17 protein-coding genes are annotated in these 20943 nt (G+C 76.5%); 5 read left to right on the plus strand and 12 right to left on the minus strand.

Translation table 11 applies throughout. The features are described from left to right. Positions 1–2: 2 nt before the first annotated feature. From AC6JBM_RS17095 to AC6JBM_RS17135, 9 genes are all read right to left on the minus strand, one after another. Positions 3–1040, minus strand: coding sequence for a glycosyltransferase family 2 protein (locus tag AC6JBM_RS17095; protein ID WP_497984575.1), 1038 nt, complete (start codon positions 1038–1040; stop codon positions 3–5). Continuing rightward, positions 1037–2179: a 3-dehydroquinate synthase family protein gene (locus tag AC6JBM_RS17100; protein ID WP_497984576.1), complete on the minus strand. Its 1143-nt coding sequence runs from the start codon at positions 2177–2179 to the stop codon at positions 1037–1039. The genes AC6JBM_RS17095 and AC6JBM_RS17100 overlap by 4 nt, the downstream gene beginning before the upstream one ends. Next, positions 2163–3380, minus strand: coding sequence for an AMP-binding protein (locus tag AC6JBM_RS17105; RefSeq protein ID WP_497984577.1), 1218 nt, complete (start codon positions 3378–3380; stop codon positions 2163–2165). Before AC6JBM_RS17105 ends, AC6JBM_RS17100 begins: the two co-directional genes overlap by 17 nt. After that, positions 3377–6307, minus strand: coding sequence for a condensation domain-containing protein (locus tag AC6JBM_RS17110; RefSeq protein ID WP_497984578.1), 2931 nt, complete (start codon positions 6305–6307; stop codon positions 3377–3379). Before AC6JBM_RS17110 ends, AC6JBM_RS17105 begins: the two co-directional genes overlap by 4 nt. 85 nt (positions 6308–6392) lie before the next feature. Continuing rightward, entirely contained in the window at positions 6393–6611 is a 219-nt protein-coding gene (locus AC6JBM_RS17115; RefSeq protein WP_497984579.1) for an acyl carrier protein, read from the minus strand. Beyond that, entirely contained in the window at positions 6608–7117 is a 510-nt protein-coding gene (locus tag AC6JBM_RS17120) for a phosphopantetheine-binding protein (protein WP_350617848.1), read from the minus strand. Before AC6JBM_RS17120 ends, AC6JBM_RS17115 begins: the two co-directional genes overlap by 4 nt. Continuing rightward, complete coding sequence (locus AC6JBM_RS17125; protein WP_497984580.1) at positions 7114–8772, minus strand: AMP-binding protein; 1659 nt, start codon at positions 8770–8772, stop codon at positions 7114–7116. The genes AC6JBM_RS17120 and AC6JBM_RS17125 overlap by 4 nt, the downstream gene beginning before the upstream one ends. Then, positions 8769–11744: a non-ribosomal peptide synthetase gene (locus tag AC6JBM_RS17130; protein WP_497984581.1), complete on the minus strand. Its 2976-nt coding sequence runs from the start codon at positions 11742–11744 to the stop codon at positions 8769–8771. The genes AC6JBM_RS17125 and AC6JBM_RS17130 overlap by 4 nt, the downstream gene beginning before the upstream one ends. Further along, positions 11741–12460: a hypothetical protein gene (locus AC6JBM_RS17135; protein ID WP_497984582.1), complete on the minus strand. Its 720-nt coding sequence runs from the start codon at positions 12458–12460 to the stop codon at positions 11741–11743. The genes AC6JBM_RS17130 and AC6JBM_RS17135 overlap by 4 nt, the downstream gene beginning before the upstream one ends. Before the next feature lie 127 nt (positions 12461–12587). On the opposite strand from AC6JBM_RS17135, the gene AC6JBM_RS17140 reads away from it, so the two are divergent. Together AC6JBM_RS17140 and AC6JBM_RS17145 are read left to right on the plus strand one after the other, a co-directional pair. Continuing rightward, positions 12588–13946, plus strand: coding sequence for a condensation domain-containing protein (locus tag AC6JBM_RS17140; protein ID WP_497984583.1), 1359 nt, complete (start codon positions 12588–12590; stop codon positions 13944–13946). Between the two features lie 33 nt (positions 13947–13979). Beyond that, entirely contained in the window at positions 13980–14567 is a 588-nt protein-coding gene (locus AC6JBM_RS17145) for a hypothetical protein (protein WP_497984584.1), read from the plus strand. Here the strand turns inward: AC6JBM_RS17145 and AC6JBM_RS17150 are convergent. Next, positions 14524–15354, minus strand: coding sequence for a hypothetical protein (locus AC6JBM_RS17150; protein WP_497984585.1), 831 nt, complete (start codon positions 15352–15354; stop codon positions 14524–14526). The two genes, AC6JBM_RS17145 and AC6JBM_RS17150, sit on opposite strands and share 44 nt — an antisense overlap. Beyond that, positions 15348–15668: a PadR family transcriptional regulator gene (locus tag AC6JBM_RS17155; RefSeq protein ID WP_497984586.1), complete on the minus strand. Its 321-nt coding sequence runs from the start codon at positions 15666–15668 to the stop codon at positions 15348–15350. Before AC6JBM_RS17155 ends, AC6JBM_RS17150 begins: the two co-directional genes overlap by 7 nt. Positions 15669–15845: 177 nt before the next feature. Between AC6JBM_RS17155 and AC6JBM_RS17160 the strand changes: the two genes are divergently transcribed. From AC6JBM_RS17160 to AC6JBM_RS17170, 3 genes are read left to right on the plus strand one after another with little or no spacing between them, the layout of a single operon-like run. Next, entirely contained in the window at positions 15846–17375 is a 1530-nt protein-coding gene (locus AC6JBM_RS17160) for an ankyrin repeat domain-containing protein (protein ID WP_497984587.1), read from the plus strand. A 35-nt stretch (positions 17376–17410) separates the two neighbouring features. Continuing rightward, positions 17411–17974: an ArsR/SmtB family transcription factor gene (locus tag AC6JBM_RS17165; RefSeq protein ID WP_497984588.1), complete on the plus strand. Its 564-nt coding sequence runs from the start codon at positions 17411–17413 to the stop codon at positions 17972–17974. Beyond that, positions 17961–18860, plus strand: a complete 900-nt coding sequence (locus tag AC6JBM_RS17170; protein WP_497984589.1) for an SRPBCC domain-containing protein — start codon at positions 17961–17963, stop codon at positions 18858–18860. Before AC6JBM_RS17165 ends, AC6JBM_RS17170 begins: the two co-directional genes overlap by 14 nt. On the opposite strand, the gene AC6JBM_RS17175 is transcribed toward AC6JBM_RS17170, so the two are convergent. Next, positions 18857–20884 carry an Hsp70 family protein gene (locus tag AC6JBM_RS17175; protein WP_497984590.1) on the minus strand — a complete coding sequence of 676 codons (2028 nt, stop codon included), beginning with the start codon at positions 20882–20884 and terminating at the stop codon, positions 18857–18859. The two genes, AC6JBM_RS17170 and AC6JBM_RS17175, sit on opposite strands and share 4 nt — an antisense overlap. Positions 20885–20943 lie beyond the last annotated feature (59 nt).

The raw sequence follows: 20943 nt of genomic DNA on the forward strand, positions 1-20943 counted from the left end.
GCTCAGCCGCCGTACCGCTGGGCCGGCTCGCGGTCCCAGACGAACGCGGGGTCGTCGGTCCAGCCGAAGCCGGTGAACAGCCGGTCGGGGCGGCCCAGCTGCCAGGCGGCGATGAACTCGCCGAGGTCGAAGCACCAGTCGAGCCCGGCGCAGGCGATCGACTCGGCCAGCGAGCGCAGCGTGGGCGCGTCGTCGCCGAGGCGCTGCCGGGCGTCGGCCGCGAGCAGCACCGCCGCGACCGCGGGTAGCAGCAGCGGCCCGGCGACGGCGGTCGCCGACAGCGTGCTCACCCGGTTCAGCTTCGGCCGGCCCCGGCCCGCGTGGACGTCGAGGAGCCACTGGCCGGACCGGCCGTACGTGATCAGGCGCCGGCACACCGTCCCGAGCGACTCGATGCTGCTCTTGTCGTGCACCACCACGGCCTCGCGGTCGCAGACGATCCGGTGCCCGGCCTCGGTGAGCCGCAGGCCGAGGTCGACGTCCTCGCCGCCGACGACGGTCAGCGGCCGCTCGGCGAAGCCCCCGACGGCCTCGAACGCGTCGCGGCGCACGGCCAGGTTGCAGGTCGTCGCCCAGCCGACCTGGCGGGCCTGGGCCGGCCACTCGAACGCGGAGTTCAGCAGCCGGGAGCGGGACATGATCCGGAACATCGCGTTGTCGACGCCCTGCACGAACGTCGGGCCGGCGACCGCGCCGACGCTCTCGTCCGCGCCGCGCAGGGTCTGCGCGTGCCGCCGCAGCAGCTGCGGAGTGGCGAGGCAGTCGGAGTCGATGAACAGGATCAGGTCGTAGGCCGCGGCCCGCACGCCGTCGTTGCGCTTGGCGCCCACGTGCCGGGGGCCGCGCAGGTAGCGGGCGGCGAAGGCGGCGCAGTGCTCCTGGTGGGCCCGGGCGTCGGCGGGCTCGGAGTCGTCGACGACGAGGACCTCGACCGGCTCCTCGCACGCCTCGATCGACGCGCGGAGGCTCTCCAGGAGCCGGCGCATCTGCGGCACCCGGCCCTTGACCGGGATGACGACGGACAGTCCTTGGTCGCTCACACGGCCTCCAGGGCGTTCAGGGCCACGGTCTCGAAGGCCTCCATGACGGCCTCGACCGGGACGGGGACGAGCGGCGGCCCGCCGGGCGGGCCCGGCAGCGCGCGGCCGACGGTGTCGAGCAGCACCATGAGCACCTCGCCGGGGGCGCACGGGCCGTAGCCGCGCTTGTTGTCGGAGGCGAGCGCGGCGCGCATCGCGGCCCGGTCGAGCCCGCCGAGGCGCGCGGCCGCGTCGGGCAGGTCGAGGCGGGCGACGAGGCGGTGGTGGGCGGCGACGTCGTCGGCGGCGAGGCCGTGGCGGCGCCGGGCGACCTCGGCCGCGACGAGCATGCCCCAGGCGACCGCCTCGCCGTGGCGGATCTCGCCGCCGCTGACGAACTCGATGGCGTGGCCGGCGGTGTGGCCGTACTCGAAGATGAGCGCCCCGCCCCGCTCCCGCGGATCGGCGGCGACGAACGGCGCCTTGGCCACCACGCCGATCTCCAGCAGCGAAGGCAGGGCCACGCCCGGGTCCTCGAGGGCCGGCACGAGCCTGGGCTCCAGCCCGGGCGCGGCCACGAGCACGTTCTTGACCATCTCGGCGAGCCCGGTGAGCAGGTCGTGCCGCGGCACCGTGGACAGCCACGCGAGGTCGCACGCGATGAGCGCGGGCACGAAGTAGGTGCCGGCGAGGTTCTTGCCGGCGCTGAGGTTCACGCCCTGCTTGAGCGAGACGGTGGCGTCGAAGGCCGCGACCGGCGTGGTCGGCAGGTGCACCAGGCGGGTACCGCGGAACAGCAGCGCCGCCGCGAGCCCGGCGATGTTGCCGACGGTGCCGCCGCCCATCGCGACGACGGCGGAGCGGCGGGTCAGGCCGCGGGCCACCGCCGTCTCGAGCAGGTGGTGCACGGTCGGCAGGGTCTTGTGCCGCTCGGCCGCCTCGACGGTCACCGGCTCGACCCGCACCCGGCGGCGGAGCCCGGCGACGACCGCGTCCGCGTGCCCGCGCACCCCGTCGTCGGCGACGAACAGGATCGCGTCGGCGTCGCCGAGCCGGTCGGCGATCGCCTCGGCGAGCGCGGGGGTACAGCCGGTGCCGTAGAGGTACGGCACGGTCGCGTCGCCGAACGCGAGCCCCAGCTCCTCATACGGGGAGCGCATCGTAGTTCACCTTCCCGTTGGCCCGGCGCGGCAGCCGGTCGATCGCGGTCACCAGCACCGCGGTGCGGTGGATGCCGAGCTGGCGCCCGACGAGCGCGGCCACCTCGCGCGCCCGCGCGGCGGGCAGGCCCTCGCACCACACGAGGACCCGGTCGTCGCCGGCCAGGGCCGCGGCCGGGGCGAGCGCGCCGGCGACGTGCTCGACGGCGTCGAGGTCGACCCGGATGCCGTACGCCTTCCCGACGCGCCCGAGCCGCCCCGTCAGCCACAGGTGCCCGTCGGCGTCGAGGCGGCCGCGGTCCCCGGTGGGCAGCACCCCGCCGCAGTCGTCCCCGCGGGCCAGGTCGGCCGCGGTGTCCGCGTAGCCGAGCATCACCGTCTCCGAGCGGCACACCACCTCGCCGCCGGCCGCGATCGCCAGCTCCATCCCGTCGACGGGCGGCCCGACGCAGCCGGTTTTCGCGGGCAGGTGCTCCGGCGGCAGGACGCAGATCCGGGAGCCGGCCTCGGTCTGGCCGTACATCGAGTAGAAGGCGACGCCGGGCACGGCCGCGAAGCGCCGCACGAGCGCGTCGCGCAGCCGCCCGCCCGACACCGCGAGGCTGCGCACGTGCGGGGTCCGGGCCGGCTCCCACGGCAGCCGGGCGAGCAGCTCGAACGTGTGCGGCACCCCGGTGATCGCGGTGACCCGGTGCCGCTCGACGCTCGCCCAGAAGCCGGCGTCGAGGACCCCGCGGGGCTCGAGGACCACGGTGGCGCCCGCGAGTAGGTGGCTGTGCAGGACGCTGAGCCCGAGCGTGTGGAACAGCGGCAGGCTGGTCACCGCGACGTCCTCGGCCCCGATGCGCAGCGCCTTGACGATCGCGGTGGCGGCCGCGGCGACCGCGGCGGCGCGGTGGCGCACGAGCCGCGGCTGCCCGGTCGAGCCGGACGTCGCCAGCATCAGCGCCAGGTCCGGATGCACGTCCACCGCGGAGCCGAACCGGGCCGTCAGCGCCCCGGCCGCGTCCGGGTCGCACACGAGCGCGGGCCGGCCCGTGCTCAGCGCCCCGAGGTAGCGCAGCACCGCGTCCATCTCGGGGCGCAGCGGGCACACCACGACGCCCGTGTCCGGCAGCCGCCCGGCCGCGGCCGCGATCGCGGCGGCCAGCCGGTCGCCGGACAGCTCCACGCCGGTGACCGCGTCGATGACGGCGGTCATGCCGGGTCCCGCAGCAGGCGCTGGACCTCGGCGTCGTCGAGCGCGTCGATCTCGGCCAGGAGCAGGTCCTCGACGGCCGCGGCCAGCGCGGCGACGGTGGTCTCGCGGAAGATCGTCCGCAGCGGTACCTCCACGCCGACGCCCGCCCGCAGCCGCCCGGCGACCCGCACCGCCAGCAGCGAGTGGCCGCCGAGGTCGAAGAAGTCGTCGTCGGCCCGGATGCCGGTGACCCCGAGCACCTCCTGCCAGACGTCCGCGACCAGCCGCTCGCCGTCGCTGTCCGGCGCACGCCCCTCCCCCGCGGCGACGGCCACGGGCGGCAGCGCCGAGCGGTCGACCTTGCCGTTGCGGGTCATCGGCAGCCGGTCGAGGGTCGCGTAGGCGCGCGGGTGCAGGTGCGGCGGCAGCAGCTCGCCCAGGTGCGCCCGCAGCGCGCCGGGGCCGGGGACCGCCGAGCCGGGGGCGGGCACCAGGTGGGCGACGAGCCGCCCGTCGCCGTCGGCGGTGACGACCGCGTGGCCAATCGCCGGGTGGGTCAGCAGCGCGGCCTCCACCTCGCCGGGCTCGATGCGGTAGCCGCGGACCTTGAGCTGCTCGTCGAGCCGGCCCAGGAACTCCAGGGCGCCGTCGGCGCGGCGGCGGGCCCGGTCCCCGGTGCGGTAGTGCCCGGCCACGAACCGCTCCGCGGTGAGGTCGGGGCGGCCGAGGTACCCGTCGGCGACGCCGGGGCCGCCGATCACCAGCTCGCCCGCCACGCCGTCGGGCACGGGTCCGCCGCCGAGGCCGACGACGTGGACGCAGGTGTCGCCGATGGGGTGCCCGATCGGCGGGCGGCCGCGGGTGTCCGCCGGTGTGAGGCGGGCGGCGGTGGCGATGATCGTCGCCTCGGTCGGGCCGTAGGTGTTGAGCACCTCGACGCCCTCCCCGACGTGGGCGAACCAGCGGGCGAGCGCGTCCGGGCGGACCTGCTCGCCGCCGAGGACGAGCAGGCGCAGGCCGGGCGGCCAGGCGACGGCGGCCGGGTCGGCGCACAGCTCGTGCCAGTAGGACGTGGGCAGGTCGAGCACGGTGATGCTCCGGCCGGCCGGGGTGGCGAGGAAGTCCGGGAGCGCGGCCCGGTCGCCGGTGGGGATGACGAGGGTGGCGCCGGCGGCCAGGCACGGGTACACCTCCTCGCCGAACGTGTCGAAGGACGGCGACGCGAACTGCAGCACCCGGTCGTGCGGGGTGAGCCCGTAGCGCTCGCGCATCCAGCGCACCCGGACGGCGAGCGCGGTCGGCGGCACGGCGACGGCCTTGGGCCGCCCGGTGGAGCCCGACGTGAACATGGCGTAGGCCAGCGCCCCGGCGGGCACGGTCCAGGTCTCGCTGTCGCGGATCAGCTCGGCCGTGCGGCGCGGCGGGGCCTCGGGGTCGAGCGGCAGGTAGCCCGCGCCGGCCCGCCAGGCGCCGAGGAGGGCCGCGACGAGGTCGACGCCGGGCGGGAGCCGCACGGGCACCAGTCCCTCGCCGGCCTGCGCTCGCGCGGCGAGGGCGCCCAGCTCGGCGTAGGACACCGTGGCGTCGCCGTGCACGATCGCCGGGGCGTGCGAGGTGAGGTCGATGAGGTCGAGCGGATGCTGGCGCGGGACGGCCGGCGCGCACGCCCAGGGCTCGGCCAGCCGGGCGAAGAGGGTGCTCAGGCGCGCGTCCGGGTCCTGGGCGGCCAGCCGGAGCAGCTCGCCGAGCCGTCCGACCAGCGCGGCGACGCTTGCCGGGTCGAACAGGTCGCGCCGGGCCTGGGCCACCACCTTGAGGCCGCCGCCGCCCGCGAAGCACTCCAGGGTGAGGTCGAACTTCACCGCGCGGTGGCCCGGGTCGACGTGCTCGGCCGTGATCCCGGGCAGTGCGAGCCCGTGCTCCTCGGCCCCGCCGTGGACGATGAGCATGGTGTCGAAGAGCGGGGTGCGGCCCGGGTCGCGGCGCACGTCGAGGCGCGCGATCAGCTCCTCGAAGGGCACGTCGCGGTGCTGGTACGCCTCCAGGGCCGTCGCCCGCACCCGGCCGAGCAGCTCGCGGAAGGTCGGGTCGCCGGACAGGTCGCCGCGGATGACGACGGTGTCGAGGAAGTAGCCGATGAGCGGCTCGGCGTCGGTGCGGTCGCGGCCGCTGACCGGGGTGCCGACGCTGATGTCGTCCTGGCCGGTGGCGAGGCCGAGCAGCGCGAGGTAGGCGGCCAGCAGCGTCATGAACGGCGTCGTGCGGCCGGCCCGCCCGAGGGTGCGCAGGTCGGCGGCCCGGCCGGGGCCGAGCTCGAAGCCGTCGAAGGTGCCGTCGGTGCCGCGGCGGGCCGGGCGTGGCCGGTCCGTGGGCAGCTCCAGCACCGGCGCGCCCGCGAGCTGCCCGGTCCAGTACGCAAGGGCCTCGGCGCCGTCCGGGCGCGGCTGCCGGGCGAGGTCGGCGTACTGCGTCGCGAGGACGGGCAGCTCGCCCGGCCGCCCGGCGTAGGCCTTGGCCAGCTCGTCGCGGAGCACGCCGATCGACCACGCGTCGGCGAGGATGTGGTGCAGGACCAGCGCGAAGACGTGCTCGTCCGGGGCGATGCGCAGGATCGCGGCCCGCAGGGGCGGCGCGGCGGTCAGGTCGAACGGGGTGTTCGCCAGCGCGGCGACGGCGCTCGCGGCCGTCTCAGGGGTCGCGTCCACGATCGGCACCTCGGGGCGCCAGTCGTCCAGCACCTCCTGCACCGGGGCCGCGCCGTCGAGCGGGAACCGGGTGCGCAGCGCGCCGTGGCGGGCCACGACGTCGCCGAGCGCCGCGGCCAGGGCGGCGGCGTCGAGCGGGCCGCGCAGCCGGTAGGCCAGCGGGATGTGCCAGTCCAGCGCGTCCGGGTCGACCTGCGCGAGGAACCACAGGCGCTGCTGGCCCGGCGTGACCGGCGCCCTCATGCCGACGCCTCCGCTTCGCTACGGCGCCGGCATGAGCCGGAACTGTGCTGCTGATGAGCGGCCACTCCGCTTCGCTCCGTACCGCTCATGCGCGGGACTCCACCGCGGCGGCGAGGTCGGCGACCGTGCCCGCGTTGAAGTACTCGGCCAGGGGCAGCTCGACGCCGAGCCGCTCCCGGACCCGGGCGGCGGTGCGGGCGATGAGCAGCGAGTCGAACCCCAGGTCGTAGAGGTCGTCCTCGGGGCGCACGGGCCGGGCGAGGACCTCGTCGACGATGGCGTAGACGGCCTGGGTCGTGGTCATGACGCCGGGCGCGACCGGTCGACGGTCTCGGCGATCGCGGCGAGGGACGGGGCGGACAGCAGGTCGCCGAGGGTCAGGCCGGTCTCCAGGCGCTCGTTGGTGAGGTCGAGCAGGAGCGCGGCGGTCATCGAGTCGCCGCCGAGGTCGAGGAAGTTGTCGTCGGCGGCGACCCGCTCCCGGCCCAGGGTCTCGGCCCAGATCTCGGCCAGGTCCTCCTCCGTCGGCGTGGACGGCGCCCGGAACGTGTGGCTGCCGGGGCCCTCGGTGTCCAGCCCGGCCGCGTCGGCGGGCAGAGCGTCGACGGCGACGAGCACGTCGGGCAGGTCGTCCGCGCCGAGGGTCGCCCACAGGTGGTCGCGCAGGTCGACCGGGGCGGTGGCGAGGCCCGGCACGACGGCCAGGATCCGCCGGCCGTCCGGCGCCAGCAGCGCGGCGGCCTCGGTCACGCCCGGGTGCTCCCGCAGGGTCTTCGCCGCGGTGTCCAGGCCGGACAGCGGTGCGCTCATGGCTCGTTCCTTTCCAGGATGTACTGCGCCAGCTCGGCCACGCTCGGCGCCTCCAGCACGGCGATGGTGTCCACGTCGACACCGAGGCGTTCGCGGGCGGTCGCGGCGATGCGGGTCGCGGCGAGCGAGTCGCCGCCGATCTCGAAGAAGTTGTCGGTCGCGCCGACGGCGTCGATCCGCAGCACCTCGGCCCACACGGCGGCCAGGTCGCGCTCCAGTGCCGTGCCCGGCTCGCGGAACTCGGCCGGCAGCTCCCGTTTGACGACCTTCCCGGCCTCGTTGCGGGGCAGGTCGTCCACCAGCCGGACGACGGCGGGCACCTCGGGCCGGGTCAGGTGCTCGGCCGCGAACCGGCGCAGGTCGGTGGCGGTGGTGCCGGCCGCGTGCGGCGAGCCGGGCCTGAGCACGACGAACGCGACCACGATCTCGCCGAGGACCGGGTGCTCGGTGCCGCACACCGCGGCCTCGGCCACGGCCGGGTGCCGGGTGAGGATCTGCTCGACGCGGCCGGCGGAGACGTTGAAGCCGCCGACGATGACGACGTCGGAGGCGCGGCCGGTGAGGTACAGGGTGCCGTCGGCGTCGAGGTGGCCGATGTCGCCGGTGCGGGTCCAGCCGTCGGCCACGTCGATGCGGTGCTCGGAGTCGAGCAGCGCCCGCGGCGGGGCTCCCCCGGCCCGCAGCCACACCTCCCCCGACTCGCCGGGCGGCAGCGTCTCGCCGCCGGGGCCGGTGACGCGCACGGCGCTGGAGCCGACGGGCCGGCCCACGGCCTCGGGGCGCTCGGGATCGAAGCGGGTGGCGACGCGGGCCGGGTACGTCTCCGTCGACGTGTAGAAGTTGTGGAACGCCGCGTTGGGGAACACGGGGGCGAGGTCGGCCATGATCGGGACCGGCAGCGGCGCCCCGGAGAAGCTGACGCCCTTCACCGACGGCATCGGGGTCGCCTCCCCCGGTGCGGCCCGGACCAGCCAGTGGCCCATGGCGGGGACCAGGCAGACGGTCACGGCCCGCTCCCGGGCCACCATCGCGGTGAACTCGGGCACGGCGAACGCGGCGGCGGCGAGCAGGGTGTGCTGGCCGCCGACGCAGGTGAGCAGCACGGCCTGGGCGGCGACGGAGCCGACGGGCAGGGCATGCGCGCAGGGCTGGTTGGCCCGCGGGGCGCTCGGCCACGCGACCTGGGCGCGCAGCAGGTTGGCGTGGGTGGCCACGACCCCGCGGGGCCGGTCCGTGGTGCCGGAGGTGAACACGACCTCGGCCGCGTCGCCGGGCGCCACGGCGGCCACGAGCGGCTCGGCGGGCTGCCCGGCGCCGAGGTCGTCCCCGGGCCGCACGATCCGGGCGACCCGGTAGCCCCCGGCGATCCGGGCGAGCTCGTCCTCGCCGAAGCGGGCCCCGGCGAGCAGCGCGACCGCGCCGAGCTTGAGGGTGGCGAAGTAGGCGATGGCGTACTGCGGCCAGGCGGCCCCGCCGAACGCGAGCGCGACCCGGTCGCCGTGGCCGACGCCGCGCTCGCGCAGCCCGCGGGCGAACGCGTTCGAGCGGGCCTCGAGCTCGGCGAAGGTGAGCGTCCCGCCGCCGTCGAGCACGATGGCGGGCCGGTCCGGAACGAGCCGGGCGCTGCGCCGCAGCAGGTCGGGCACGGTCCTCATGCGGTCTCCTTCAGGCGTCGCGCCAGCTCGGCCGGGGTCGGCGCGTCGAACACGTCGAGGAGCGAGACCTCACGGCCGAGCGCGTCGCCGAGGCGGGCGGCCAGGATCGCGGCGAGCAGCGAGTGGCCGCCGCCGGCGAAGAAGTTGCTGTCCGGGCCGATGTCGTCGCGGCCCAGGACCTCGCGGAAGAGCCCGACGATCGGGTCGGCGTCGCCCGGCGCGGGCGTGGCCTCGGCGGCCGGGGCCGGTGGCGCGGGCAGGGCGCGGTGGTCGACCTTGCCGTTGGCGTTGCGGGGCAGGGCGTCCAGCGGGATCAGGTCGGCGGGGACGAGGTAGTACGGCAGCAGCTCCCGCGCGTGCCGGCGCACGTCCGCGAGGTCGACGGCCGCGGGCTGCACGTAGCCGACGAGCCGCCCGTCGCCCTGCGGGTCGCCGGCCAGGACGACGGCGGCGGCGCGCACCGCGGGGTGGCGCTCGAGGGCGGCCTCCACCTCGCCGGGCTCGATCCGGCGGCCGCGCAGCTTCACCTGCCGGTCGGCGCGGCCGAGCAGCGTGACGGTGCCGTCGCCGCGCCAGGTGGCGAGGTCGCCGGTGCGGTACAGCCGGCCCCGGACCGGATCGTCGGGGAACCGCCGCGCGGTCAGCTCGGGAGCGCCGGCGTAGCCGCGGGCGAGGCCGGTGCCGCCGATGCACAGCTCGCCGACGAGCCCGGGCGGGGCGTCCTGGCCGTGCTCGTCGACGATGTGGAAGGAGGTCTCGGCGATCGGCGCGCCGATGCTCACCGGGTCGGCGACCCCGGCCGCGACCGGCGCGCTGGACGACCAGATCGTGGTCTCGGTCGGGCCGTAGACGTTGAACAGCCGGCACCCGGTCCGCAGCAGCCGCTCGGCGAGGGCGGCGCTGAGCGGCTCCCCGCCGCACAGCACCCGGCGGCCGCGCAGCTCGTCGCGGACCGAGCCGGCGGCCAGGCGCCAGATGGTCGGGGTCGCCTGCACCACCGCGGCGTCGTGGCGGGTGACGAGCTCCAGCATGAGCGGCGGGCGCGTCCGGGCCTCGTCGGGCGCGACGATCGCGCCGCCGCCGTCGGCCAGCGGCAGGAACAGCTCCAGCGCGGAGATGTCGAAGCCGAACGTGGTCAGCCACAGCACCCGCTCGTGCTCGCCGAGGGCGAGCTCGGCGGCGAAGTGACGCACGAGGTTGGCCAGGGCCCGGTGCGGGATCTCGACGCCCTTGGGCCGCCCGGTCGAGCCGGAGGTGAAGATGACGTACGCGAGGTCGTCCGGCGCCGCGGCGGCGAGCCCGGCGTCGAGGGCGGCGCTGTCGGCCTCGCCGGGTTCCGGGGTGTCCACCGTGGACCGCGCGCCGACCCGCGCCAGCTGGTCGCGCAGGCGGGCGGCGGGCTGGCCCGGGTCGGCCGGCAGGTACGCGGCGCCGAGCGACCACACGGCGAGCACGGCGGCGGCGAGATCGGCGCCGCGGGGCAGCGTCACGGCGACGACGTCCCCGCGGCCGATCCCCTGCGCGGCGAGCCGGGCGCGGACGGCGGCGGCCCGGCGGGCCAGCGACCGCCGGGTGTGCACGGTGCCGTCGGGGTCGACGAGCGCGGGCCCGTCCGGCTGCCGCGCGTGCCGGTGCGCGATGCGGGCCGCGACGGTCGGCGCCGGCCGCACCCGGTCGGCGCCCGCGTTCGCCCGTGCCACGAGCGCGCGTTCGGCGTCGGTCCACATCGCCAGCTCGGCGAGCGGGCGCCGCGGGTCGGCCGCCGCGGCCGCGAGCAGCAGCGCGAACCGGTCGGCGAGGGCGCACACGGTCGCCTCGTCGTGCACCTCGGTGCTGTAGACCGCCTGCAGCCGCACCCGGCCGGGCTGCGGCACCACGACGAACTGCAGGTCGTGGCGGCTCGTGCCGGGGTCGACGGAGACCCACTCGGCGCCGGGCAGCTCGCCGGGCGCCGCGTTCTGGGCCGGCGGCAGGTAGTTGAACATGTGCCGGAACAGCGGCGACCGCCAGCTGCCGGACGCGTTCGGCAGCTCGCCGAGCAAATGTTCGAACGACACGTCGGCGTGCTCGAGGGCCTCGGCCACGCGGGCGCGGACCTGCGCGGCGAGGTCGGCGAAGCCGCCGCGCAGGTCGACGGTGAGGCGCAGGGGCAGCGTGTTGACGTGGTAGCCGACGGCGTCGCGGCTGTCCGGGCGGCGCAGGTTGACCGGGATGCCGACCACGAGGTCGGGCCCGGCGCCGTGCCGGGCGAGCAGGGTGGCGAAGACGGCCAGCAGCGCCATGTTGTCCGTGACCCGCAGCCGGGTGCGTAGCCGCGTCAGCGGGGCCACGGGCAGGTCGCGCTCGAGCTGGGCGCCGGCGAACGTGGGCCGCGCGGGTTCGGGGCGGGCCGAGGCCAGCGGCAGCCGCGCGGGGTCCACGCCCCGAAGCCGGTCCAGCCAGTAGCGGGAGCTGCCCGGGGCCGGCTCCGCGAAGGCGGCGGCGGTCGCGGGTGGCTCGGCCGTCCGGCCGCCGGCCCGGCGGTGGTAGGTGGTGGCCAGGTCCGGCATCACGATGCCGCCCGACGCGCCGTCGAAGACGATGTGGTGCGACACCAGGCAGAGCACGCTGCCGCCCTCGTCCAGGGCGATGCCGTAGACGCGCAGGGGCAGCTCGGCGGCGAGGTCGAACGGGCGCAGGGCCAGCTCGGTGAGCACGGCGCCGAGCTTCGCCTCCGGCGCGGTGAGCACGGCGACGGGGACCGTCTCGGCGTCCGGGTCGGCGACGTGCCGCACCGGCACCCCGTCGCGCTGCGGGAATCGGGTGCGCAGGGAGGGGTACCGCCGCAGGATCTCAGCGGCCGCGGACGCCAGCGCGGCCGGGTCGAGCGGCGCGGTCGTGCGGATCGCGAGCGGCTGGTTGTCGACGGAGACGTCCGGGGCGAGGCGCTGGAACAGCCATAACGCCTCCTCCTTGCGGCTCAGCCCGCTCACGGCCGGGCCCCCGCCGCGCACCCGGCGGCCGTCGCGCGCCCGGCGGCGGGGTCGGCGAGCAGCCGCTCCTGCGGCACGTCCAGGCGCAGCCGGGGGAAGCGGGCGAGGGCGGCGGGCGGCTCGTGGTCGCGGGAGAGCACCACGAGGTCCGGTTCGAGCACGTCGAGGCCGGCCGTGCGCGCCATGTCCAGGTAGCGCAGGTTGGCCGCGACCCGGCCGCACAGCTCGGCGGCGATCGAGTCGGGCACGCCCTGCTCGCCGAGGGCCTTGCGGGCCACGACGGCGTAGCGCCCGGCCAGCGTCTCCGCGTCGTCGTCCGGCTCGGACCCGGGCTCGGCGCCCAGGCGGCGCACGGCCCCGGCGTAGTGCTCGGCGATCGTCCGGGCGCTCACGAGCACGGGGTCGAACAGCACCAGGCGCGCGTCCCGGGCGAGGAATCCGGCGAGGGCGGCCCCGGCGCAGAATCCGAGGGCGGCGTGAAAGTTTCCCAGCGCGGCGGTCCGCTCGCGCCACGCGTCGAGGTGCTCGTGGGCGTCGCCGGGCGCCGCCGGCCAGCCGGTCTCGTCGCTGCCCCAGACGGCCCAGTCCTGCGGCAGGTGCCGGGCCAGGTCGCCGAAGTTGGCCTGGGCCCGCACTTTGGCCAGGGTGAAGTCGACCGCCACCACGGTCCGCGCACTGGACGCACTGCTCAGCAGGCGCCATCCCCCGATCGCCACGCCGCCGACGGTAATTCACCCTTCCGGGGGACGTCGAGGGTTTCCTACGAGTCGATATTTTTCGAAACATCAATGCGTGTCCCCGGGACTTGACAATTCGCTCCGGGCGCGGCGAAGCTCATGCACCATGAGTCGGGGGGCGTCTCGCCTGGCGCGTAGCCAGCAGGCGCTGTGGGAGTTCGTGTCCTGCTTCGCACCGTCCGATCCGGGCGTGCTGGGCTACAACGTGTTCGAGACAACGACATGGCTCGAATCGGTTGACGTCAATGTATTTCGGCACGCCGTCGCCGATGTCGCGGCCCGTCACGATGCCCTGAGAATCGTATTCGAGTCGGTTTCCATCGATCCCGTAATACGCGTCCTCGACGACGTCGAACCGCCGGTCGCGTTCACCGACCTGACCGCCGAGCCGGCCTCGCGGCGCGAGCTGCTGCGGGGCAGCATCCTCGGCGTCGAGCGCGGCCGCGCCTTCGACCTGAGCGCCGGTCCACTGTGGAGCGTCGTGCTGCTGCGCGAGGCGCCGGACCGGCACACCGTCGCCGTGACCCTGTTCCACCTCATCGCCGACGGCTGGTCGACCGGCGTGCTCCTGCGCGACCTGCGGGCCGCGTACCGGGCGCGCACCGGCGCCGGCCCGGCGCTGCGCCCGCTGAAGCTGTCCTACGCGGCGGCCATGGCGGACCCGGACCTCGGCCCGGCGGATCGGCGCCGCCGGGACGAGTTCTGGCGGCGCACGCTCACCCCGCTGCCCGACACGTGGCCGTTCGAGCGGTCCGCGGCCCCGCCGGACGTCACCGCGGAGGCGACGCTCGGCCTGCCCATGGAGGCCGGGCTCGCCGGTCGGCTGCACGCGTTCGCCCGGGCGCAGCGGATCACGCCGTTCCTGCTGTACCTGGCCGCGTACCGGATCCTGCTGGGCGCGCGGACGGGCCGGCCGCGGCTGGTCCTCGGCACCGCCACCGCGGGCCGCGACGAGCCGGGCGCCGAGGACCTCGTCGGGCAGTTCACCAACAACGTGTACGTCGCCACCACCATCGACCCGGGCACGTCCCTGCTGGACGCGATCGCCCTGGTGCGCTCGTCGATGTACGAGGCAGTCCGGCACACCGCGTCCTTCACCGAGATCGCCCGCGCCGTGAACCCGGACTTCGACGCGATGCGCCCGTGGCCGTTCCTGCTGCTGTACCACTCGTGGTTCCAGTCCGCCGCCCCGGCGAACGACCCGCCGCCGGACCGCCGCGAGGTCCGCTCCCGCGCGCGCAAGCCGGCCGGGACGGTCCTCGACGAGCACGCGGCGCGGCTGTGGGCCAAGCGCGGCGAACCCGGGCTCGTGGTGCGCCACGACCGCCGCGGCGCGTCGATGCGGTACAACCCGACGATCTACCCGCGCGCGACGATGCTGGAGACGCTGGAGGGCTACACGGCGGTGCTGGGCGCCCTGCTCACCGACCCCGGCCGGCGCGTCGGCGACCTCGAGCTCCCCTGACCGGTCCCGCCCGCCGCGATGCAGAATGGTCGGGTGATCTGGTGGATCGGCGGGGCGCCGTGCTCCGGCAAGTCGACCGTCGCGGGGCTGCTCGCCGGCGCGCGGGGCCTGCCGCTCTACTCGTGCGACGACGCGTTCGAGCGCCACGGCGGCCCCACCTTCGACAAGGTCCGGGCGATGAGCGCCGGGGAACGGCTCGCCCAGCCCGTCGAGGCGCAGGTCGAGGACGTCTTCCGGCTCGGCCGGGAGGAGTTCCCGCTCATCCTCGCCGAGCTGCCCGAGACCGGGATCGCCGAGGGCGCGGCCCTGCTGCCGGAGCTGCTCGACGCGCACGACGTGCCCCGCGACCGGGCCGTGTTCGTCGTGCCGGCCGAGGAGTTCCAGCGGCGGCAGTACCGTCGCCGGGCGTGGGCCCTCGAGCTCGTCGCCGGGACCGCGGACCCCGAAGGCGCGTTCGACCGGTGGATGGAGCGCGACGCGACGTTCGCGCGGCTCCTCGCCGACCAGGCGCGCGACCTCGGCTACCCGGTCGTCACGGTCGACGGGTCCGAGGGCGCCGAGGACATCGCGGCGGCCGTCAGCGTGCTGTTCGACTGGGGGCGTGGATCCGCGCGGCCATGACGCAGCCGAGCGCGAAGCCGGCCAGCACCAGGAACATCCCGGGATCGGAGTTCAGGTCGTCCGCGATGTCCCAGAGCTCGGCCGAGTCCGGGTGCGGCAGGCCGAACGCGTGGTGGGTCATGGCCGCCACCATCCACATCGCAGCGCCCGCGGGGTCGTACTGGCCCCAGTAGCGCACCATGATGGCCGCGTCCGTGGCGACGAACGCGCCCAGGATGCCGGCGATCCACCCCGCTCGCTGCCGCGCACCCCGCACGAGCAGGGCCGCCACCGCCAGCGCCGCCATCAGCAGCCAGCAGAACACCGCGACCTCGAGGGTGTGCCGGTCGGCCGAGAAGCGCGGGTCGACCAGCGGGGCAACGACGGCGAACAGCGCGCCGCCCGGCAGGGTCACGGCCGGGATCAGCAGCACCACCGGCACCCGCCGCGGCACGTACGTCCCGCCCAGCACCGCCATCGCGACCGCGACGGCGATCGCCAGGGGCATGAACCCGACCATGAGGCAGTACGCGAGGTAGCCCCCGGTCACGGCGAGGGCCGGCAGCACGACGAGCAGGCGCACGCCCGACCAGACGCCGCGGGCCGCCGGGACGACCGAGAACGCGCGGACGCGGGGCCGGGACGCGGCCAGGCTCGCCGCGAACGTCAGCGCCCGCCCGCGCCGGCCGGCGGCCGCGAGCGCGTGGACCTCCGCGGACCACTCGGCGAGCATCTCCGCGCGCAGCTCGTCCGGCCAGCGCGGGGCCGCGATCGCGAGCAGCAGCGCGGCGAGGCGGCGGGTCACCACGCCGGCCTCGGCGACGCCGCCGGTCCGGCGGCGTTGCCGAGCTGGGCGCGCAGCTCCGCGAGCGCCTGGCGGGCCTGCGCCACGCCCTCCGCGGTGAGCCGGTAGAGCCGCCGCGCGGGACGGCCGGCCGCGGCCGGCTCGATGCCCTCCCAGCGCCGCTCCAGCCAGCCGGCCTCGGTGAGCCGGGTGAGGATCGGGTAGAGGGTCCCGCTGGCCAGCCCCGCGGCCCGCATGAGCTCGAGGCCGTAGTGATCGTCCTCGGGCGCGGCGAGCAGGGCCGCCAGCACTCGCGCCGTCGGCACGGTGATGCGCATGGACGTCACTATATCGCCGCTCTACATAGGGTCAAGCCCGGTAGCATGGCGGACGGCTTCCAGGGCGCCGCCGGTCCGCGGGAATGGGCTCAGCCCACCTGGCGATGCGCGGCATGCGTCACCATCGTTCTCCTTTCGGCCTGACGAGCGGACACAGGCACACGAGAGGAGGCCGCCGTGCCGACCCGAGGCATGCCCGAACGCCCCAACCTGGAGCACTTCCGCCGCCAGGCCCGCACCCTGCAGCGGGCCGCGCGCGCGGGCAAGGCCGACGCCGTCGCGCGGATCGCCCGCGGCCACCCCGCGCCGCCCGCCGGCCCGGCCCTGCCGCTGAGCGCGGCCCAGCTCGTGATCGCCCGCGAATACGGGTTCGCGAGCTGGCCCCGCCTCACCCGGTACCTCCGGACCGTCGCCGAGCACGGCTGGGACACCGCGCTCGGCGCGGCGCCGGCGCCCGACCCCGCCGACGAGTTCTGCCGGCTGGCCTGCCTGACGTACTCGCGCGAGGACGGTCCCGAGCGCTGGGCACAGGCGCGCGGGTTGCTGCGCCGGCACCCCGATCTCACCGCCGGCAGCATCTGGGCCGCGGCCGCCGCCGCCCGCCCGGACGACGTCGCCCGGCTGCTCGCCGAGCGGCCCGGCCTCGCGTCGGCGCCCGGCGGGCCGCTGCGCTGGCGGCCGCTGTTCTGCCTCGTGTACTCCCGGGCCGACCCCGGCGTCGAGGCGGAGCGGGTGCTGACGGTCGCCCGGTTGCTGCTCGACGCCGGGGCCGACCCGGACGACGGGTACCTCTTCGACGGCCTCCCCTCCCCGTTCACCCTCCTGACCGGGGTCTTCGGGGCCGGGGAGCTGGGCCGCGTCCGGCAGCCGCCCCACCCGCACTGGAAGGCCCTGGGCACGCTGCTGCTGCGCGCCGGCGCCGACCCCAACGACGCCCAGACGCTCTACAACCGCATGTTCGAGCCCGACGACTCGCACCTGGAGCTGCTCTTCGAGCACGGCCTCGGCACCGGCGACGGCGGGCCCTGGAAGGCGCGGATCGACACCCTGCCGACCCCGGCCGAGATGCTGCGCGTGCAGCTGCGGTGGGCCGTCGAGCATCGCCAGGCGGGACGCGTACGACTCCTGGCGGAGCACGGCGTGGACCTCACGGCGCCGTTCACCGGCGACGGGCCGCCCTGGGCCCCGGGCGACGGCCGCACCCCGCTCGAGCTGGCCGAGCTCTACGGCGACGCCGCGATCGCCGCGTACCTCCTCGAGCGGGGCGTGCCCCGGCCCGCGCCCGATCCGGCGCACGACCTCATCGCCGCCGCGTTCCGGGCCGACGCCGCCGCCGTGGACCGCATCGCCGCCGAGCACCCCGGCGCCCCGGCCGAGGCCCGGCGCCGCCGCCCCGGGCTGCTCGTGTGGGCCGCCGGCCGCTCGTCCGCCGCATCGGCCCCGGGCGAGACGGTCGCGCTGCTGGCCGGGCTCGGCTTCGACGTCAACGCGTTCGGCCGCGGCGACGCCCCGGCCGAGGGCGCCTGGGAGACCGCGCTGCACCACGCCGCGGGCAACGGCGACGCCGGCCTCGTCCGGCGGCTGCTCGACCTCGGCGCCGACCCGGACCTGCGGGACCGCCGCTTCGGCGCCACCCCGCTCGACTGGGCTCGGCACTTCGCGCAGGACGCGACCATCGCGCTGCTCGAGCCGCTGGCGAGTGATTGACAAAACTTTCTTTTACGTAAAGACTCGTTTTCGCCATGAGAAACGTCGTGTACCTCGAGCACATCGAGCAGGCCGAGGCCCTGCTCAAGCCGCAGCGGATCGACGTGCTGCGGCAGCTCGCCGAGCCCCGGTCGTGCACCGAGGTGGCGGCCGAGCTCGACCAGACCCCGCAGCGGGTCTACTACCACGTCAAACGCCTGCTGGAGGCCGGCCTCGTCGGGCAGGTCGCCGAACGGCGGGTCCGCGGCATCCACGAGGGCATCTACCAGGCCGCCGGCCGGTCCTACTGGCTATCCCCGGCCCTGGTCGGCCGGATCGGGCTGCGCCAGACCCGCGACCAGCTCAGCCTCGGCTACCTCGTCGACCTGATGGAAGACGTCCAGGCCGACGTCGCCGCGCTCGACCTGACCCGGCCCGACCTGCCCTCCATCGCCATCTCCGGCGACATCCGCGTCGCTCCCGACCGGCGCCAGGCCTTCCTCGACGACCTCCAGCGCACCCTGCAGGACCTCTTCACCCGCCACGGCGGCGCCACCGGCGACGCCTTCCGCCTCGCCGTCGCCTGCTACCCGAAGGAAGCTCCCGATGATCGAACCTGACTTGCGCATCCGCGCCGCTCTCGCAGCGCCGCCCAAATCCACCCACGAGGCCCTGACCGATCCCGCCGCTCTACGCATCTGGCTGACCGAACACGCCAATGTCGACCTGCCCGGCGGCACCTACCAGTTCTGGGGCCCCACCACCCCCGACGGCGCCGAGCCGCACCAGCGGCTGCTACACGCCGACGAGAGCACCATCCGCTTCGCGTGGACCGTCGACGGCGTCGAGACCACCGCCCAGTTCGACCTCGCCGAGGACGAAGACGGCGGCGGCACCCTGATCACGCTGAGCCAGACCGACCTGCCGAGCTTCCAGGAGGTCATCTCCGACACCGCCGGCGCCCGCGGCGCGATCCAGACCTTCTGGACCCTCGCCATCGCCAACCTGGCCGACTACCTCGACGGCCGCGACCTGACCCCCAGGTGCGACTTCACCTCCGCCGAGCTGCGCGCCTCGGTCGTGATCGACGCGGCGCCGGACGCGGTGTTCGCCTCGATGACCCAGCCGGAGCAGATCCGCCAGTGGGTCGGCGCCCACGTCGACGTCGAGCCCTACGTCGGCGGCCGGTTCGCGATGGGCGGGTTCGAGCTGGACCAGGCCGGGGCCCGGTTCCTCGAGTTCGAGCCGGGCCGCGGGGCGGTCCTGCGGTGGGCCGACGGGATGACCGAGACCTGGGAGCTGGAGGGCTCCGAGGGCAAGACCCGGCTCACCGTGACGCACAGCGGCTTCGACACCACCAACCCGCCCTACCCGGGCTGGGCCGGTTGGCTCACCGGCATCGCCGGGCTGCGGCGCCACCACGAGCGGCCGGGCGCGCGCTCGATCTGGCGCGGGCTCGAGGTCGCCGGCCTCCCCGCCGGCATGATGGCCGACGATCAGGTCTAGCCCGTCGTCCGGCCGGGCTCGGCGCGGGCCCGGCGGAGCAGCGACGGCACCGCCAGGCCCGCGAGCGCGGCCACGGCGACGGCGAGCCAGACCCACGGGTGACCGTTCGAGTGCCGGTCGAGCTGGACGAACGTCGACCAGTACCAGTCGTGCAGGATCGCCGCGATCCGCCCGTCGCCCTGCCGCCAGGCCGCGTCGAGCAGCAGCACCGCGCCGCACCCGGCGACGAGGGCGGACCCGACGCGCCCCGCGGCCGGGTGGCGGGCGACCGCCGGGCGCAGGGCCACGCCTGCCGACAGGGCCGCGGCCAGCATCAGGGCCAGGCCGAAGCCGAAGGCGGCCAGCCAGCCGGCCCGGCCGTCGGCGCGCACGAACCCGGCGAGCGGCTGCACCGTGTCCGCGGAGTCGCCGTCGAACGCCTGGTAGGCCAGCCGGGCCGGGCCGTCGCTCGCGAACACGAGCAGCAGCCCGGCCACGGCCCAGCGCGCGAGCCGGGCGCGGGAACCGGCGCCCGGCGGCCGGGCGATCCCGAGGAGTCCGTCGAGCAGGACCACGACCGCGACGCCGATGAAGGTCCACGCCGGCACGTCGGCGGCGTCGCGGGCCGGCGCCAGCGCGAGCACGCCGGCGGCGCCCCCGGCCGCGGCGAGCACGGCCGGGCCGAACGGCTCCTCGTCCCGGCCGCCGGCGGCCGCGATGATCACCATGGCCAGCAGGACCAGCACGGCCCCGGGCAGCAACGGGGTGAGCAGCCCGGCGAGGAAGGGCGGGGCGCCGGAGTCGTAACCGTCGCGGACGAGCAGCGAGACCGCGCCGATCGCGGCGACGCCCGCGAAGGCGGCCGGCCCCCACCAGGACGCGCGACGGGCCGCCGGTTCGGGTTCCGGTTCGGGTTCGGGTTCCGGTTCCGGTTCGGGTTCCGGTTCCGGGGGCGCCGGGGCCGCGGCGGGAGGCACCGGCGGCCCGGGCAGCAGGCTGCCGTGGGCCACGACCAGCTCCGGCTGCTCCAGGATCACCGGGGCGATGCCGAGGGCCTGGTGCAGCAGCGTCGACACGAGCGGCACCCGGCTGCCCCCGCCGACCAGGAACACGCCCGCCAGCCGCGCCGCGGTGACGTCGCTGGCGAACAGGGTCGCCGTGGTCAGCGTGACCGTGCGGTCGAGCCAGGGCCGGGCCAGCGCCTCGAACTCGGGCCGCGTCAGGTACATGTCCACGTCCAGCAGCGGCACCGCCATCGCCGCCGTCGGCGCCCGGCTCAGCAGCTCCTTCGTCGACCGGGCGTCCTCCCACAGCGCCCGGCGGTGGCGCCGGTCGGCGACGGTCGCCGGCGCGTCGAGCCGCTGCCACAGCTCCGGCCCGCGCGCGGCGATCGTCAGCCGGAGCCGGTCCACGATCGCGGCGTCGAGGTCGATCCCGCCGACGTCGTCGAGCCCGGCCGCGGCGGCGACGTGCCAGTCCTCGCCGGCGCGGCGCACGACGCTGATGTCGAAGGTGCCACCGCCGAAGTCGTACACCACCACGGCGTGCCCGTCGGGGACGCGGTGGCCGAGGACGCGGGTGAAGTACATGGCCGCCGCGACCGGCTCGGCGACGAGGCTCACCGCGGGCAGCCCGGCGGCCGCGGCGGCGTCGGTGAGCAGTGCCCGGCGGGTCGCGCCCCAGCCGGCGGGGTGGGTGAGCACGGTGGCGCCCGGCGGCCCGCCCAGCACCCGGGCGGCCTCCTCGGCGACCCGGCGCAGGATCGCCTCGATCAGCCGCGGCACGGGCACCTCCCGCCCGCCGAGCAGCACGCTGCCCTCGTCGATGCGCCGCTTCGGGTGCGGCTCGAACGCGCTGGGCTCGATCCGCGCGCTGCGCTCGGCGTCGCGGCCGACGAGCAGCCCGCCGTCCGCGCCGAGGTACACCGCGGACGGCAGCAGCGGCGTCGCCTCGAACAGCAGCGCGTCGACGCGCCCGCCGGGCCGCGACAGCACCGCGACCGTGTGCGAGGTGCCGAAGTCGATCCCGAGCCGTGCGGTCTGCATGGGCGAACCTCCTCGATGACGTCTCCGGACTCACGGATCGCCGAGGAGCGCGTTTGATA

The sequence above is a fragment of the Dactylosporangium thailandense genome, from assembly GCF_059739745.1.